The organism is Desulfosarcina sp., assembly GCF_033791525.1.
GTDB lineage: Bacteria > Desulfobacterota > Desulfobacteria > Desulfobacterales > Desulfosarcinaceae > Desulfosarcina.
In genome coordinates, this window is sequence record NZ_JASJGN010000387.1 from 1 (window position 1) to 15,020 (window position 15,020).

16 protein-coding genes are annotated in these 15,020 nt (G+C 57.1%); 9 read left to right on the top strand and 7 right to left on the bottom strand.

Going from position 1 to position 15,020, the window contains the following annotated elements:
* The coding region (locus tag QNK41_RS18895) for a DUF1786 family protein (RefSeq protein ID WP_319260095.1) at positions 1 to 283 on the top strand (283 nt) is incomplete at its 5' end.
* A gap of 77 nt (positions 284 to 360) precedes the next feature.
* A complete protein-coding gene (locus QNK41_RS18900; protein WP_319260098.1) occupies positions 361 to 792 on the top strand; it encodes a hotdog fold thioesterase in 432 nt (143 codons plus the stop codon).
* Between the two features lie 10 nt (positions 793 to 802).
* Here the strand turns inward: QNK41_RS18900 and QNK41_RS18905 are convergent, their stop codons facing one another.
* The 3 genes from QNK41_RS18905 to QNK41_RS18915 form a co-directional block, all read right to left on the bottom strand.
* Positions 803 to 1,564, bottom strand: coding sequence for a divergent polysaccharide deacetylase family protein (locus QNK41_RS18905; RefSeq protein WP_319260102.1), 762 nt, complete (start codon positions 1,562 to 1,564; stop codon positions 803 to 805).
* A gap of 189 nt (positions 1,565 to 1,753) precedes the next feature.
* Positions 1,754 to 2,608: an META domain-containing protein gene (locus QNK41_RS18910; RefSeq protein WP_319260105.1), complete on the bottom strand. Its 855-nt coding sequence runs from the start codon at positions 2,606 to 2,608 to the stop codon at positions 1,754 to 1,756.
* Positions 2,609 to 2,741: 133 nt separating this feature from the next.
* Positions 2,742 to 3,488, bottom strand: a complete 747-nt coding sequence (locus QNK41_RS18915) for an SDR family oxidoreductase (protein WP_319260108.1) — start codon at positions 3,486 to 3,488, stop codon at positions 2,742 to 2,744.
* Positions 3,489 to 3,592: 104 nt separating this feature from the next.
* Between QNK41_RS18915 and QNK41_RS18920 the strand changes: the two genes are divergently transcribed.
* The gene (locus QNK41_RS18920; protein ID WP_319260111.1) at positions 3,593 to 3,751 is read left to right on the top strand and encodes a hypothetical protein; all 159 of its coding nucleotides are present in this window, start codon (positions 3,593 to 3,595) and stop codon (positions 3,749 to 3,751) included.
* 189 nt (positions 3,752 to 3,940) lie between these two features.
* Here QNK41_RS18920 and QNK41_RS18925 read toward each other — a convergent pair whose 3' ends face one another.
* Positions 3,941 to 4,570, bottom strand: a complete 630-nt coding sequence (locus QNK41_RS18925) for a GAF domain-containing protein (RefSeq protein ID WP_319260114.1) — start codon at positions 4,568 to 4,570, stop codon at positions 3,941 to 3,943.
* A 419-nt stretch (positions 4,571 to 4,989) separates the two neighbouring features.
* On the opposite strand from QNK41_RS18925, the gene QNK41_RS18930 reads away from it, so the two are divergent.
* Both QNK41_RS18930 and QNK41_RS18935 read left to right on the top strand, forming a co-directional pair.
* Positions 4,990 to 6,441, top strand: a complete 1,452-nt coding sequence (locus QNK41_RS18930; RefSeq protein WP_319260116.1) for a trimethylamine methyltransferase family protein — start codon at positions 4,990 to 4,992, stop codon at positions 6,439 to 6,441.
* 14 nt (positions 6,442 to 6,455) lie between these two features.
* The gene (locus tag QNK41_RS18935; RefSeq protein WP_319260119.1) at positions 6,456 to 7,244 is read left to right on the top strand and encodes an aspartate/glutamate racemase family protein; all 789 of its coding nucleotides are present in this window, start codon (positions 6,456 to 6,458) and stop codon (positions 7,242 to 7,244) included.
* A 37-nt stretch (positions 7,245 to 7,281) separates the two neighbouring features.
* Here the strand turns inward: QNK41_RS18935 and QNK41_RS18940 are convergent, their stop codons facing one another.
* Positions 7,282 to 8,712, bottom strand: a complete 1,431-nt coding sequence (locus QNK41_RS18940; protein WP_319260122.1) for a PLP-dependent aminotransferase family protein — start codon at positions 8,710 to 8,712, stop codon at positions 7,282 to 7,284.
* 375 nt (positions 8,713 to 9,087) lie between these two features.
* Between QNK41_RS18940 and QNK41_RS18945 the strand changes: the two genes are divergently transcribed.
* The 4 genes from QNK41_RS18945 to hcp all read left to right on the top strand — a co-directional run bounded on the left by QNK41_RS18945 (position 9,088) and on the right by hcp (position 13,028).
* Positions 9,088 to 9,432, top strand: a complete 345-nt coding sequence (locus QNK41_RS18945; protein ID WP_319260125.1) for a DUF2917 domain-containing protein — start codon at positions 9,088 to 9,090, stop codon at positions 9,430 to 9,432.
* Between the two features lie 41 nt (positions 9,433 to 9,473).
* Positions 9,474 to 10,355 carry a DMT family transporter gene (locus QNK41_RS18950; protein ID WP_319260128.1) on the top strand — a complete coding sequence of 294 codons (882 nt, stop codon included), beginning with the start codon at positions 9,474 to 9,476 and terminating at the stop codon, positions 10,353 to 10,355.
* A 613-nt stretch (positions 10,356 to 10,968) separates the two neighbouring features.
* Positions 10,969 to 11,304: a cupin domain-containing protein gene (locus QNK41_RS18955; RefSeq protein ID WP_319260130.1), complete on the top strand. Its 336-nt coding sequence runs from the start codon at positions 10,969 to 10,971 to the stop codon at positions 11,302 to 11,304.
* A 95-nt stretch (positions 11,305 to 11,399) separates the two neighbouring features.
* Entirely contained in the window at positions 11,400 to 13,028 is a 1,629-nt protein-coding gene (gene hcp / locus QNK41_RS18960; protein WP_319260132.1) for a hydroxylamine reductase, read from the top strand.
* Positions 13,029 to 13,126: 98 nt separating this feature from the next.
* On the opposite strand, the gene ssb is transcribed toward hcp, so the two are convergent.
* Both ssb and QNK41_RS18970 read right to left on the bottom strand, forming a co-directional pair.
* Positions 13,127 to 13,597, bottom strand: coding sequence for a single-stranded DNA-binding protein (gene ssb, locus QNK41_RS18965; RefSeq protein WP_319260134.1), 471 nt, complete (start codon positions 13,595 to 13,597; stop codon positions 13,127 to 13,129).
* Between the two features lie 52 nt (positions 13,598 to 13,649).
* Positions 13,650 to 14,759: a DUF362 domain-containing protein gene (locus QNK41_RS18970; RefSeq protein ID WP_319260136.1), complete on the bottom strand. Its 1,110-nt coding sequence runs from the start codon at positions 14,757 to 14,759 to the stop codon at positions 13,650 to 13,652.
* Between the last annotated feature and the right edge of the window lie 261 nt (positions 14,760 to 15,020).

Sequence of the window (15,020 nt, forward strand, 5' to 3'; positions counted from 1 at the left end):
CGCTTCGCGGCTGGACCGGTTGCTCACGGACCTGGCCGACGGCAAGCTCTCCCATCGTCGAATATTAGCTCAAGGCGGACACGGTGCATACAGCCGCCGAGCCTTCGGCTACGACGGCGTCGAGCTGATCCTGGCCACCGGCCCCCGGCGGCGACTGGCCCTGGAATCAAACCTGCCCATCACCTTCGGCGCTCCCTGGGGAGACAACATGATGACCGGAACGGTGGGCCTGATGGAGGCCGTGAGGCGGCGGGAAGGACTGCCGCCGATCAACTACCTGTAACGGATTTCTCAAAAGGAACGCTATTTCTGTGAAGTAAAAAACGATCTTGATTTTCGATCCGCCTGAGGAGAGCCCCCATGTCTGATGAAACACGCCAAGCAGCTATCGATGCCCACATCCAGGACGATGCCTTTGCCCGGTTTCTGGGCGCCGCCGTGACGATCGTGGCGCCGGGGCACAGCCGGGTCGTGCTGACCGTCACCAAGCAGATGACCAATTTTCACGGAATCACCCATGGCGGCCTGGTGTTCGCCCTGGGGGACCTGGCTTTCGCCGCCGCCAGTAATTCCCGTGGGCAGGTGGCCGTTGCCCTGAATGTGAACATTTGTTTTCTCAACCCGTCGAAGGTGGGTGATTGCCTGGTGGCCGAAGCCACCGAGGTCAACCTCGGCGGAAGAACGGGATTATACGAAATCACGGTGGTCGAGGAAAAAACCAACACCCTGATTGCCCGCAGCCAGGACCTGGTGTATCGCAAGAAGGCTTGGTTCGTTGCGCCGGAAGGTTAAACCGGAGGGGTTAAAGCATTTGAGAGATGTACACGAAGGTGACATCCCTGCTCTCCGGTGTCTCGAGAAAGCGCATGATGCCTTCGGCGGTTTCCGGTCGCGGATGACCGATACCGATCGCGTTGCCGTGCTTGCGGGCACGATGTTGAAGCCGTTTCATCTGCCGGATGACAGATGAAACATCCTGCTGAGTATCCAGAAATAAATCCCTCCGTTTGGACGATACCCCCATTTGCCGGGCACAGGTGTAAGCCGTGGAATGCCCGGTAGTCATGCTGTCCACAAAAAACAGGCCACGGTTTCTGACCACGTCCAGGGCCTGCCCCATTTTTTTGGGCTGCTGGGTGTATCTGGATCCCATGTGGTTGTTGACACCGACCACATGGGGCAGTGTGGCAATGTTTTCGGCCACCACCTGGTGAATGCACTCCGGCCGGTCATCCACAAAGATGGCCCCGGGGCCCGGGTCTACCTCGGCGTCGAACGGTTCCATGGGTTGGTGGAGCATGATTTCGTGGCCTCGGGCATGCAGGGCCATGGCCGACTCGACGGACCAGCATACTCGGGGCAGAACAGAAAAGGTAATGGGTATATCTGCTTCAAGAAATAGTTCAGCCCGCCTGAGATTGAACCCGATGTCGTCGATGATCAGGGCGATGCGGGAAGGGTGGGCGACGGGAGAAAAAATTCCTGCTGAAACCGGGATGCGGGAAGCCAACAAACCGCCCATGAGAAATGAGGCGCTTTTAGCCAGAAAGGTGCGTCGATCCATCCGTATGTTGCGCGTTTCTCCGGCCTGCTGCCAGGTGACCCACCTTTCTGGTGGGGGAGCGTTATCTGCCTTTTTTGAGATCGTTAATCGATCCTTGCCTACTAGGCCTTACCTCCTTATACATCTGGTTGCGTCTTGGATCAACCCTTAACACTATATATGGGTTTTCAGAAATGCTTGATGCCGCTGTCAGGGGCGGCCGTCCTTTCGGGCAAAGTGCATGGTTCCCCGCTTGCCGTCCATGGCGAATGAAACGGCGAGTTGTCCGGCCATAAATGAGAATGTTGTTGCGCCGTTGAGCTGGTGGAGAAAACGCTGCTCAATGGCCATGATGGCTTCCGGGCAGATCATGCGGGTGGATCCGGATGGACCCAGCTGAAGGTCGCCCGGCTTATCGCCTGCTTCGGCCGATACAAAATAGCGGTTGCATCCGGCGCTGCCGGCCAAACGGCCATTGTCATAGCTAAGAGTGATCTCAGGCTCGTCGGGGGCCGGCTCATCGACTTTCCACGCGCGCAGTATCCAGGCGGCGCCGGCGATGACATCCAGGGAAAGGCGACCGGTCCGGTGCGACGCTGCCGCCTCCACCAGCTGGGTGGCGTTCAATTGCCAATGGCGGGTGGCCAGTTCTCCCGGACAGCAGGCGGCGTCCTGCGGTCCGGCCTGGATCACGTCCACGGCAATCGCACCGTTTTCAATACGTACATCCCTTACCTGTATCCGGTCGCCCAGCGCTGCCGTGGCTGTATTGATCAGGACCCCGTTCCTTTTTTCAACCACCGCCAGGTAGACGAACGTGCCGGACCCGCCGGACGATTCAGACAGAAACACGACAGCGGCGTCTGGCTCGCTGTCCGCAAGCCTTCCGATGCGGTAAAGGTCTCCGACGAAATGAACCGACGGCCGTGACGCACCGCCGTCGACGTAGGGAGCCCCTTCCCACCGGCCGTCAACCAGCTTCACCGGAGCGGGGGCGGCCTTCAGACCCGAATAGGGCATATTTTTCAGTGCCGCCAGCGACCATTTTACATCCTGCGTGTCCATTGCGTGAAGCCCTGTGCATTGAAAAGCGAACAGACAGGCAAAGATCAGTATTATCGACAAGATCGGTTTGAAAAACACGGTAATCTGCATTTCGAAATCCCCAATGCACCAAAGCGGTGACTGCGTCGTTTGCTCAGGCCACAAATCCGCCGTTGGCGCATATATTCTGGCCGGTGATCCAGCCGGCGTCTTCGACGACCAGCAGGGCCACAGCATCGGCGATATCGGCCGGCGTACCGATGCGCCCCAGGGCCGTGGCCTGCGCGAAGCCTTCGATCTGCTCCCGGGTCTTTCCTTTTCTGAACAACTCCGTATCGGTGGGTCCGGGTGAGATGGCATTGACCGTGATGCCTTTGGGGCCCAGTTCTTTGGCCAATACCCGGGTAATCTGATCCACGGCGCCCTTAGTGGCCGCATAGGGGCCGTATTCGGCCATCAATACCCGGGTCACCGACGAGGAGATGTTGATGATGCGTCCGCCATCGGCCATCCGCTTGGCGGCCATCTGGCAGGCAAAGAAAACCCCTTTGACATTGGCGGCAAAAATATCGTCGAATTCCGCCTCGCTCACCGAGGCAATCGGTTTGAACAGCCGGATCCCGGCATTGTTGACCAGAATATCCACGCCACCGAAATCGTTGAGGGTCCGGTCAAAAAGCAGTTGTATGTCTCTGACCTGCCGCACGTCCGCTTGCACCGCAGCGGCCTTTCCGCCGGCCTTTTCAATATCCGATACGGTCAAGGCCGCCGCTTTTTCATCGTTGACATAATTAACGGCCACGGATGCCTTCATGGCGCCCAGTTTCAGGGCGATGGCTCTGCCGATGCCCCGGGAGGCCCCGGTGACAATGGCGGTTTTTCCGTTCAGTTCCTCGGTCATGATGGTCTCCTGTCACGATGGGTTGGTCGGGCATTATCTGATCGTTGGTATTAGGATAGTCATTCATCCCTCAAAAGTGAAGCGGGAATGAATACCGGGATGGGGTGGTTGACCTGACAGGCAAACGGATAGGCATCAACCGGAGATGGCGTTATGGTGAGGTCTTCGACAGCGCCCGCCAGGCGGGCTTGTTCGTTGCCGAGGTGGCCGCGGACAACCAGGCTAACCTGGAAAAGTTTATCCAGGGGGACAAAGCAGACTGATTCCAATCCGCATTCAAGCCATACCTGCGCAGGCTCTGTCGTCGGCCGCTATTTTTCACCTGGTTGACATCTTGAGTGCGATGCGACAATCGGATGCACGTCCATGATTACCACATCGGTAGGGCACAGCGGCTCACCGGCCCTGTTTTTAATTGGGCCCTGTCTAAAAGAAAAGCAGGGGTGCAACCATCAGGCGTTGGCCTGGTTCAATTCCTCTTTCGAAAAACCCTTAGGAACGCCTTCGTACGGGGTCCGTTTTTTATATACCAGGGTCTTCGGATCACGCATGCCCCTGAGAATATCGATGCTTTCTTTGTACCCCTGATTGACCCGGCACATCTCCAGGGACATGCCGACCACCTGAGCAACGGCCTGGACGAAATTCACGTCATTGAGGCCGAACTCCCAGGACTCGGCCGTATAGACCCTCATGCACCCGATGGTTCGTTCTCCGATGATCATCGGCACCGAGAGAATCGAGGCGATGCCCTCTTTTTTTGCGGCTTCGGGGTATTGAAGCCGTGGGTCGTCATTCACATCGTAGATGGCCACCGGCTGGCCATCTGCCAGTGAAGAGGCGATGGAGCGCATGGAACTCACCGGTCCCTTGTCCAGGTATTCCTTGCTCAGGCCGTAGCTGCCGGCAAGCGAAAGCACGTCACTTTGCTTGTCGAACAAAAACAGGGTGCAGCCTTTGACTTTCAACGCGCTGGTTACCCCTTCCACCGATATCAGTACAATTTCTTCGGGGTCTCGAATCATGGATATGGATCGGGTGATGCGGATCAGGCTCTCATAATTGATGATGGGTTTTTCCATGGCCTCCTCCTTCGTGTTAGATGGTTGATGGGTGCCGGCCATCGATTTCAGTTGAAACGGAAGAAGAGACACCGAGAGGCGGTGTGCAGGGAGTGCGAAGCCCTGATGCGTTGCGGGTTCAGCGTGTCGGAAGAAGTAAGAGACCGATGAGACGTTTTCTCGTTTGCGATTGCAAGGGGCGTTGTCGATCAGATGCCGATGTCGAGAAATTTGATGGCTGTTAATTAAACTATCCCACAGGTTGGCAGCCTTGGCAAGCGATTATCCGCGTTGGTATCTTGCCAGCGCCGAAATCTTCGTCTACAAGAAAGGACGCCCTCACCTTTCTATGGCGCCGCTTCGATTGGCAGCGCATCTGTGACTGCCGCGGAGCTGGTGCCGGCAACAGCGGCCAACGGTGTCGTTATGGAGACAACAGCATGAAAGAGAAGTTGACCGCTATTCATAACCAGGCACTCCGGATTCTGGAAACGGTCGGCATCAAACTGCATCATGCGGAACTCATCCAACGGATCCGACAACCAGGGGTGTCGGTCAAAAACAACACGGTTTTTTTCACGCCTGATTTCATCATGGATGCGGTTCGCCGGGCACCCGCGTCATTCACGCTGCATGGCCGCAACCCTGGCCATGACATGGTCATCGGGGGCGACCATGTGAACTGTGCCCCCGGATACGGTTGTGCGGCCATCTGCGCGCCGGACGGCACGCGGCGCAGTGCCGTGATGGCGGATTACGTCCGCCTTGCCAAACTGGTCCACCAATGCCCGCATTTCAAGGTCAACGGCGGCATTCTGGCTCAGCCCTCCGACGTCCCGGCAGACCAGAGCCACCTGCTGATGCTTTACGCGGCCATTGTGAGTTCGGACAAGTGCCTCATGGGCGTCCCGGGAAACAGATTGCAGATGCAGGCACTCATGGATCTGGCAGCGATTGCCTTCGGTGGTCGGGCGGCGTTTAGCGCCAAACCGCACCTTCTGACCCTGATCAGCACAATCAGCCCGCTCCAGATCGATGAAAATGCCCTTGATGCCATGATCATCGCGTCCCACCTCAACCAGCCGGTGATCATTTCGCCGTCCCCGGCGGCCGGAACCACCGGCCCCATCGACATGGCGGCCAACATCTCCCTGGCCGCCGCCGAGGCGCTTGCCGGCATCGCCATTGTCCAGACCATCCGTCCCGGAACGCCGGTGATCTTCGGCCTTCAATGCCTGGTCGCCGATCTGAGGACCGGCAACATCTCAATCGGTTCTCCTGCATATACCCTGCAATCCAAATACACGGCGGCGCTGGCCCGTATGTATCACCTGCCCAGTCGCTGCGGCGGTACCCTCACCGATGCCCCGGACCTCTCTCCCCAAAGCGGCTACGAAAGCATGTTGAACATGCTGACGACATTTCAAAACGGGGTGAACCTCATCGTGCACAGTGCCGGGACGCTGGACAGTTTTGCAGCCATATCCTATGAAAAGCTTATCATGGACATCCAAATCATCGATATGGTGAAGTATTATCTCAATGATCTGGATGTTAACCCCGACACGCTCAACCTGGAACTGATCAGGCGCGTCGGACCGGGAGGGCAATTTCTCACGACCATGGACACGTTGAATAAATGCCGGTCGCATTCCTGGAATCCGGTTGTCAGCGTGTGCGGAAACACCGGCGGCGGATCACCGTCGGATCAATTCCTGAATAGAATTACCGACCGGCAACGGGCCATGCTGGATAGCTATTTTTCACCGCCCTTGGATCGGGCGCTGCTTGTCGACCTGGATGATTGGATGGTGCGGCAGGGCGTCGATCGGTCGCTGCTGTCGACGATATGCAGCCAGGCATGGGGGGATTCGAACCAGGTCATCACATAAAACAGGAGGGCGTCATGATTTACGGGAATCGGGATGTCGGCATCAACTATGTCCGCACACGTAAAAACCACACCTGCTACGGCATGGGCATCGGCATCATGGTGCTGGATGACGCCTACCCGGGTTTTCCCGGAGACGTGCGCAATGCCAGCGCCTTTCCCTACCCGGTGCAATATGAGATTGCCGAGGGCGTGGACAACTACACCCTGGTCTGGGCGCCGGACAAAACGTCCTGCCGGGAACCCATCCTGCGTGCCGCCGCCCGTCTTGAACGCATGGGCTGCCGGGCGATTGCCGCAGAATGCGGGTATTTTGCCTATTTTCAGAAAGATGCGGCCCGGCACGTGAGCATACCGGTGTTCATGTCCAGTCTGCTCCAGGTTCCCTTTATTCAGCAGGTCATCGGGCCGGAAAAAGCCGTGGGCATTGTCTGCGCCCAGAAACGGTTTTTGACCGATGCCCACCTTGAAAACGTGGGCATCGACCTGAACAGCCGATTCATCGTCGCTGGCGCCCAGGACGAATACGGCTGTCCTGAATTTGACAACCTGTGGGATCATGAAAAACGGCCGGACGTTCCCGCCATATTTTACGACAAGGCCGAATCGGACATGATCCGGACGTGTACCGACTTTTGCAATGCCCACCCACATATCGGGGCCTTGATGCTCGAGTGCACGGGCATGCAGCCCTTTGCCCGGGCCGTTCAGCGGGCCACGGACCTACCGGTATTCAGCTGGGGCACCCTTCTCGATTATGCCTATTCCATTGTGGTGCACCGGGACTACTACGGCCACGTTTAGCGGCAGGGCCGCTTCGTTGCAGTGAAAGCCTCACCTATCAGCCTGCTGTTGACATCCTTTCGATGACCCGTCCCAAGCGCCGGATGGCCGGCGTGGCCTCGTCGGACCAGTTGGCCGCGTTCAGGCGAATGAAGTTGCCGTAGCGGTTGCCGGTGGAAAATAGATGGCCGGGCGTGATGGCGATGCCTTCATCGAGCGCGGTTCGGTAAAGCGCCAGCGCATCGATGCACTCGGGCAATTCAATCCACAGCAGATAACCACCGGCAGGATCGGTCACGCGGATATCCGATGGAAAAAATCGGATCACCGCCCGTCTCAATTCGGCCACACGATCCTGGTAGACCCGGCGAATACGACGCAGGTGCTTGCGGTAGCCCCCTTCGGCCATGAATTCGGCCACCGCCACCTGGGGCAGGGTGGCCGTGGCCAGGCTGGTGCTGTATTTCAGCCATGCCACCGTGGATCGATATCGCCCGGGTGCGGCCCAGCCCACCCTGAGTCCCGGTGACAGCGTCTTGGAAAACGAGGCACACCACAAGACCAGGCCGTGGGTATCGAAGGCCTTGGCGGAGAGGGGCCGTTTGGCGGAAAAGTGAATATCCCCGAAGATATCGTTTTCAATCAGGGGGATGTCGTGGGTTGCCAGCAGCTTGACCAGGGCTTTTTTGCGCTCATCCGGAATACAGCTTCCCAGGGGATTGTTGAAGTTGGAAATGACCAGGCAGGCCTGTACGGAATTGTTTTCCAGGGCAAATCCCAAGGCCTCCAGGCTGATGCCATCCCTAGCGTGAGTGGGTATTTCCAGGGCCTTGAGACCCAGATTCTCCATGTATTGAAACACGTCGAAACAGATGGGCGACTCCACGGCAACCGTGTCGTCGGGGCGGCAGACGGCCTGCAGGCAGCTGGAGACGGCTTCACCGCAGCCTGACGTGATGATAATTTCGTCGGCGTCCAGGGTACAGCCGGCGACCACCGCATGCCGGACGATCTGCTGGCGAAGGGGTTTGTTGCCGGGCGGTGCCATATATAAACCGGCACGATCCCCCATGCGGCGGGCCGCGGAGGCCATGATTCGGTTCAGTTGACGGGTGGCGGTGAGTTCCTGGGCCGGGTGGGCTGCGCCCAGCTGGGTCAACTTGGGGTTAAGGGTGTCCCGCAAGACGATCATGGTAATCAGCTCGCGCATTCCGACGGTGCTGGGGTCCGGCTCTGGATCGGAGATCGCCGGTTCGAGAGGTGCGCTGGGCAGCTGGTTGCTGACATAAAACCCCGATCTTGGCCGGGGAACCAATAGGCCTCGCGCCTCCAACAGGTAGTAAGCTTTGAGAATCGTGGTGATGCTGACCTTCCACTGCTGGCTCAATTTGCGCACCGACGGTGCCGCCGCTCCCGGGCCGAAAGCCCCCTCTTCGATCAGGCGGGTCAACTGGTCGGCGACCTGTTGATATTTCGGTGTTTTACCCATGGGCAAGCCCTCGAAACAATGATTTCATGTCTTGAACCGCGATAGCGAGCGCAAACCCCGCGGCGTGTCGGAGCAAAGCAGAGATCCTGCTCATCGGGGCCGCGGGGAGGTTAAATCAGTACAATTGTGCTGCTTCACAACCAGTACAGACACAAATTTATCATAACTGTACTCATAACAAAACATGATTTTTGTGGCTGTTATTCTTTTTTATTAAATTGTATTCATGATGTCAGGGTAACGCAGGTTGCCCGCAGCATGGATGCCTTGGATCAGCAGCGTTGCCGATCAAAGGACAAGCCGGGCGCCACCGGCTGATTGGGTTTACCGCTTTAACGATCCTGCCACGGTGAAGGGCAGGGTGAGGAGGCAACAATGAATCATCAACTTCTGAATGCCGGCAGCGTGATGGGTGACCAAAATCGCTTTTTTCTTTCAAACCTGAGCACACCGGACACGATTGTCGATCTGGCTGCCGGGCAGGGCTGGGGACTAAAGGGAAAACGCCGACAACAAACGCTGTTTTGCCTCCAGGGACGCATGTGGGTCACCCAGGAAGGCGATATCCGTGACTACGTGCTCGAAGAGGGTGACGCTTTTCTCGTCACGCTGCCTGGACTGGTGCTCGCCCGTGCCCTCACCCCGGCACGCCTCGGCTACGCCGAAAGCATGATGCCGGAGCCATTTAAGGGGCGTTTCAGTCAGACGGTCTTTAACTAATTCCCATTCAGATTTTAGACAACCAATAAAGCGTGGTTTCCATGAACGAAAATCGACTGGCCGTGCTGATGCTCCTTGCAGCCGCCATCTTCTGGAGCACCAGCGGGGTGCTCATCAAACTGGTGGCGCTTCATCCCATGGCCATTGCCGGCTGGCGAAGCCTGATTGCCGGCGGGGTCATCCTGCTGCTGTGCAGAAAAGAGGTCAAGGTCTCCTGGGGCGTCAACCCGGTTCTCGCGGCAGCCTGTATGGGCCTTTTCTGCATCTGTTTCGTGGTCGCCACCAAGCTCACCACTGCGGCCAACGCCATTGTTTTGCAATATTCGGCGTCGGCTTATGTAGCCATCCTGGCGCCAAGAATGCTCGGCGAGCCCACCCGCCGGCAGGACTGGTATTTTTTGTCGCTGGTCGTCGCCGGCATCGCGCTCTTTTTTTTCGATACGCTTTCCCTGCGCGGCACCATGGGCATTCTGGTGGGCATGGTCGGGTCGCTTTTTTGGGCCGGCGCCATGATTTTTCTGCGAAAATCTCGAAATGGCTCCACCGCCTGGCCCATCGCTTTAGGCAATTTCATGGCCGCGGGCTTGTGTCTGCCGTTCATGTTCCGGCAGGCACCCACGTCGACGGACTGGCTTGGCCTGGTAGGCCTGGGCGTCATTTCGCTGGGGGCCGGCTACGCGGTTTTTGCCTATGCCATTAAGCGGGTCAGGGCGCTCGAGGCCGTGCTGATCCCGTCCATCGAACCCTTGATCAATCCCATGTGGGTCTTTCTGGCCACCGGCGAAGCACCTGGCTTATGGGCCTTTACCGGAGGCGCCCTGGTGCTGGCAGCGGTGACGGTTCGCGGTATGGTTTCGGCATACCACGGTCGGACCCCATCCCGCCCGGTCCAACCGGTGCCGCTGGTCTGCCCAACGGGGTAGCGAATGTTGTAAAACCCGTTTTTTCTCCAGTGCCAGCATCGGGATGTCTGCCAACCGTGCCTTAGGGGTACGTGATGGGGTCGACATTCAGGTGAACCGGTCCGCCCGCAACCGCGCTTGATTTACCCTCCCCCTCCGAGAATACGGTTGGCGCCCGCCGGTAGCCGACCATCGATCCGAATCATTTCCTTCCGAACTGACCCATCACTATTCAGAACCTCCCTTATCGGCCACAGCCATTGTTATGTTATTATTAACAATGTTATTATATCAGAAACTATCGAATGGTTACGATATTGACAACATAGTACTTAGTCTATTGAAATATTTAATAAAATAACCTGGCACACGGCTTGCTCTAACTTTCGGAAAAACAGGAATAATTGTGCCGCTAATCCGAGCAGTGAAAGGGAGGAAGCCATATACGAGACCAGCCGACTGTGGATCGCCCGGACATCCAACCGGCCGGTCAATGCCCGGACGTTCACAAAATAATGATTGGGCTCGCATTGAAAAAGAAAGGAGTGTTATTATGAATTCCATGAAGACGTGAAGGCAGAACATGATACCGGAAGACGGACAGTGAAAGTTTTTGAAAAAATAGGAGGTTGTCATGAGCACTGAAGCTGTTAAACTGAAAGGCACAGCATTTCACCTGGCGAATTTTGTCGACTATTCTGACGATTCCGTTGTCAGCAAAACCCTGCTGAAGAAGACGACTGGGAATATCACCCTTTTCGCGTTCGACACCGGACAGGGCCTCAGTGAACACACGGCCCCCTTCGATGCGGTGGTCTTCATTTTAGACGGCCAGGCACGGATCACCATCGGCGGCAGCCCTCAGAACGTGGGTGACGGTGAAATGCTGATCATGCCGGCCAACATCTCCCACGCACTGCATGCGGAGAAGCGTTTTAAAATGCTGTTGGTGATGATCCGGGGAGATTAATCGCTGCCAGTCTATTGAAAAAATAGACATTTTTTAGTCACGCTGGTGCGTTAAGGCTCTCACTCAGCCAATCATAAAATACAAGGAGGAACGCTATGTTTTGTTACCAATGTGAACAGACCGCCAAAGGAACCGGTTGTACCATCCAGGGTGTTTGCGGAAAACAGCCCGAAGTGGCCGCGCTGCAGGACCTGCTGCTATACTCGCTTATGGGCTTGTCCCAAGTGGCGGTGGCGGGGCGCAAAGCGGGCATCTCCGACGGGGACGTCAACATCTTCACTGTCAAGGCCGCCTTCTCCACCCTGACGAATGTAGATTTTGACCCGGACCGTTTCGTGGATTTGATCAACCAGGCGGTTGCTAAGCGGGAAGGCTTGAAAGCCAAGGTCCAGGCGGCCGGCGGCAATGGTGCCTGGCCGGATGGTGCTGCCACCTTCCAGCCTCACGCCACTCAGGCCGACTTAGTGGCCCAGGCGGAGCAAGTGGGATTGAAGTCCTATCCGGGTGACAACCCCGACATTCTGTCGCTGAAGCACACCGTGCTGTTCGGCATCAAGGGGGTCAGTGCCTATGCGGACCACGCGCTGGTTCTCGGGCAGGAAGACGAAGGCGTATATGCGTTCGTTCATGAAGGGCTGGCCGCCATTCAACGCGACGACATGGGCGTGGACGACTGGGTGGCCATGGCCCTGCGCTGCGGCGAAGCGGCCTACAAAGCCATGGAACGGCTGGACGCTGGCAATACGGAGACCTACGGCCACCCGGTACCTACCCAGGTACCACTGGGTTATAAGAAGGGCAAGGCCATTCTGGTTTCCGGGCACGACCTGAAAGACCTGGAAGAACTGCTCAAGCAGACCCAAGGGACGGGTATCAACATTTATACCCACGGGGAGATGCTTGCCACCCACGGATATCCGAAGCTGAAGGCATACCCTCATTTTTACGGCCAGTTCGGCACGGCCTGGCAGAAGCAGACCAAGGAGTTCGCCGAGTTTCCCGGAGCCATTCTGATGACCACCAACTGCATCCAGCGACCCAAGAATGATTACAAGGCCAACCTCTTCACCAGTGGCATGGTGGGATGGCCGGATATTCCCCACATTTCCGACCTGAACTTCAAGCCGGTCATCGACCGGGCCCTGGCGCTTCCGGGCTTTTCGGAAGACCATGTGGATCAGGAGGTCACGGTGGGCTTTGCCCGCAATGCCGTTCTTGGCGTGGCTGACAAGGTTGTCGAGGCGGTCAAGGCCGGCGATATCCGGCACTTCTTCCTGGTGGCCGGCTGCGACGGCGCCAAACCGGGGCGCAACTATTACACTGAATTCGTGGAAAAGGTCCCCAAGGATTGCATCGTACTGACCTTGGCATGCGGCAAATACCGCTTTTTCGACATGGATCTCGGCGACATCGGCGGTATTCCCCGGCTGCTGGACGCGGGCCAATGCAACGACGCCTATTCGGCCGTGCAAATCGCCACGGCACTGTCCAAGGCGTTCAATGTGGGGGTCAACGAGTTGCCCCTGTCGTTGATCATCTCCTGGTATGAGCAAAAAGCGGTGTGCGTGCTGCTGGCTCTGCTCCACCTGGGCATCAAGGGCATTCGCCTGGGGCCATCGTTGCCGGCGTTCATCACGCCCAATGTGCTGGACACCCTGGTGAAGAATTTCGACATCAAGCCCATCGCTACCGCCGACGAGGACTTGAAGGCCATTCTGGGATAATCGATTCCGGAGAGACCGAAGAGACCGACCAAAAAAGGGGCTGCCCGCTACAATTGCGGCAGCTCCTTTACCATTGCGGACAGGGTCAGCAAACGTTTTTAAAACGGAATATCATCCTCCTTGTCATTCTGGTAGGGCTGCTGGGGGTAACCCTGGTCCTGCTGGGAACTGCCGCCACCGCCGCCCCCTGCTGCCGGCCGGGGACCACCCCCGCCGCCCTCGCGGGTTCCGAGCATCTGCATAACGCCGTTGAAGCCATCAATCACGACCTCTGTGGTATATTTGTCCTGCCCATCTTGACCCTGCCATTTGCGGGTTCGCAGTTTTCCTTCGATGTACACCTGTTTTCCTTTGGAGAGGTACTCCCCGCAGATTTCGGCCAGCTTGCCGAACACGACCACCCGATGCCATTCGGTTTTTTCTCGCTTCTCCCCGCTGTTTTTATCTTTCCAGGACTCAGACGTCGCAATGGAAAAATTGGCTATCGGTCTTCCGTCGGCGGTATACCTGATCTCAGGATCCTGCCCCAAATTACCCACCAAAATGACTTTATTAATACCACCCGCCATAAGTTACCTTCCTTTCATTCATGGCCGCCCGATTGCAGCCCGTTGGTTTTTATCATCGTTTTTTGGTCAACCACGTCAACACGCTGCCGGCCAGCGGTTTTTTGGCGCGGATGGCCGCGTGGGGACACACCTCTATACAACAATAGCAGCGGATACACGTGTCGGTGTTAATGGTTATTCCCCGGTCCGTATAGGAGATGGCTTGGGCCGGGCAATACTTCCAGCACTCCCCGCAAAGTTTGCAGGCCTTGTTGTCCGGCACGGGCTGTTGAATGACGAACTTGCGCATGAACCGACCCAGAAATTCAGGCCCCATGGTCAACGAGCCCAGTTCCGGGAATTGAAAGTCGTCCAGGATGTTCAGGTCACCGTTGATGTGAACGCTGCCGTCATACACCCCCAGCGCCCTGGCACTGCGTTGGGTTTCTAACGTGTCGGGATCCAGTCCCACCTGAAGGCAGACCACATGATCCACGGCGTGGGCGTTTTTACCGCCCATAAGCAGTCCCAGCTCCCGGGGAGTGCCGCTTTTTCCCGGGCCCTGGCCTTCCATTGCCAGGATGCCGTCCATGATGGTATAGGCCGGACCCACGGCTTCGAATATACTCACGATCAGGCGCCCGAACATCTGCCGATCCACGCCTGTGCGCATGTGCCATTCAGGTTTTTTCAGGCCCACAATGCAACCGAAGAGATTTTTTACCCCCAGGGTCAGCATCATCTGGGTGTGGGTTTTAAGCTTGGCCAGGTTGATCACCACATCGGCTTCCATGGCATCTTTGGCAATATCGATGCTGCCGAAAGGTTCACCCACGTCCACCGCAATGGTTTTTTCAAAGGGCGAGACCGTTACGTCGAGGCCTTTGAGCACCTCCTCGTAGCCGCCCTTTTTCCACAGTTTGGAAAAACTGCCCATGGCGGGGCTGTCCGATATCTGGACGCGGGCCCCTTTTTCCAATGCGAATTCGGTGGCCGCCTTGACGATCAGCGGGTGGGTGGTCACGGCCTGGTCAGGAGCTGCCGGAGCGAGAAAATTGGGCTTGATCAACACCCGGGTGCCGATGTCGATGGTCGGCCCCTCGCCGGATCCCAGCATCTCGAAAACGATGGGCCGAAGCACCTGGTAGTTGTAAGTCGCTTGTCTGATATGGACGGTGGACATGCCTGTGGTGCTCTCTGGAAAACAGCGAAATTACGCCAATAATCGATTATTTACAAGCGCTGGGGCAGCTGATAAAGTGCGCTCATTAGGGCAACTTAGTATTGATGCACCGGTTAATCAAGTCCTTTCCCCGTCCAGGGAGTGCCCCAACCGATGACTGAATCATCACCCGCTGCACCTAAAGCGGATCATGTCGACGACCGCGCATTCAACAAGCGGGTTCGCCGCCATGTTACCGGTCGGATTCGGGAGTACTATGCA

Excerpts from the sequence above, each read along its gene's own strand:
- QNK41_RS18955 (WP_319260130.1), top strand. The coding sequence starts at position 10,969 with ATGAGCACTGAAGCTGTTAAACTGAAAGGCACAGCATTTCACCTGGCG.
- QNK41_RS18900 (WP_319260098.1), top strand. The coding sequence starts at position 361 with ATGTCTGATGAAACACGCCAAGCAGCTATCGATGCCCACATCCAGGAC.
- QNK41_RS18935 (WP_319260119.1), top strand. The coding sequence starts at position 6,456 with ATGATTTACGGGAATCGGGATGTCGGCATCAACTATGTCCGCACACGT.
- QNK41_RS18925 (WP_319260114.1), bottom strand. The coding sequence starts at position 4,570 with ATGGAAAAACCCATCATCAATTATGAGAGCCTGATCCGCATCACCCGA.
- QNK41_RS18945 (WP_319260125.1), top strand. The coding sequence starts at position 9,088 with ATGAATCATCAACTTCTGAATGCCGGCAGCGTGATGGGTGACCAAAAT.
- QNK41_RS18910 (WP_319260105.1), bottom strand. The coding sequence starts at position 2,608 with ATGGACACGCAGGATGTAAAATGGTCGCTGGCGGCACTGAAAAATATG.
- QNK41_RS18950 (WP_319260128.1), top strand. The coding sequence starts at position 9,474 with ATGAACGAAAATCGACTGGCCGTGCTGATGCTCCTTGCAGCCGCCATC.
- QNK41_RS18940 (WP_319260122.1), bottom strand. The coding sequence starts at position 8,712 with ATGGGTAAAACACCGAAATATCAACAGGTCGCCGACCAGTTGACCCGC.
- QNK41_RS18930 (WP_319260116.1), top strand. The coding sequence starts at position 4,990 with ATGAAAGAGAAGTTGACCGCTATTCATAACCAGGCACTCCGGATTCTG.
- QNK41_RS18970 (WP_319260136.1), bottom strand. The coding sequence starts at position 14,759 with ATGTCCACCGTCCATATCAGACAAGCGACTTACAACTACCAGGTGCTT.
- hcp (WP_319260132.1), top strand. The coding sequence starts at position 11,400 with ATGTTTTGTTACCAATGTGAACAGACCGCCAAAGGAACCGGTTGTACC.
- ssb (WP_319260134.1), bottom strand. The coding sequence starts at position 13,597 with ATGGCGGGTGGTATTAATAAAGTCATTTTGGTGGGTAATTTGGGGCAG.
- QNK41_RS18915 (WP_319260108.1), bottom strand. The coding sequence starts at position 3,488 with ATGACCGAGGAACTGAACGGAAAAACCGCCATTGTCACCGGGGCCTCC.
- QNK41_RS18905 (WP_319260102.1), bottom strand. The coding sequence starts at position 1,564 with ATGGATCGACGCACCTTTCTGGCTAAAAGCGCCTCATTTCTCATGGGC.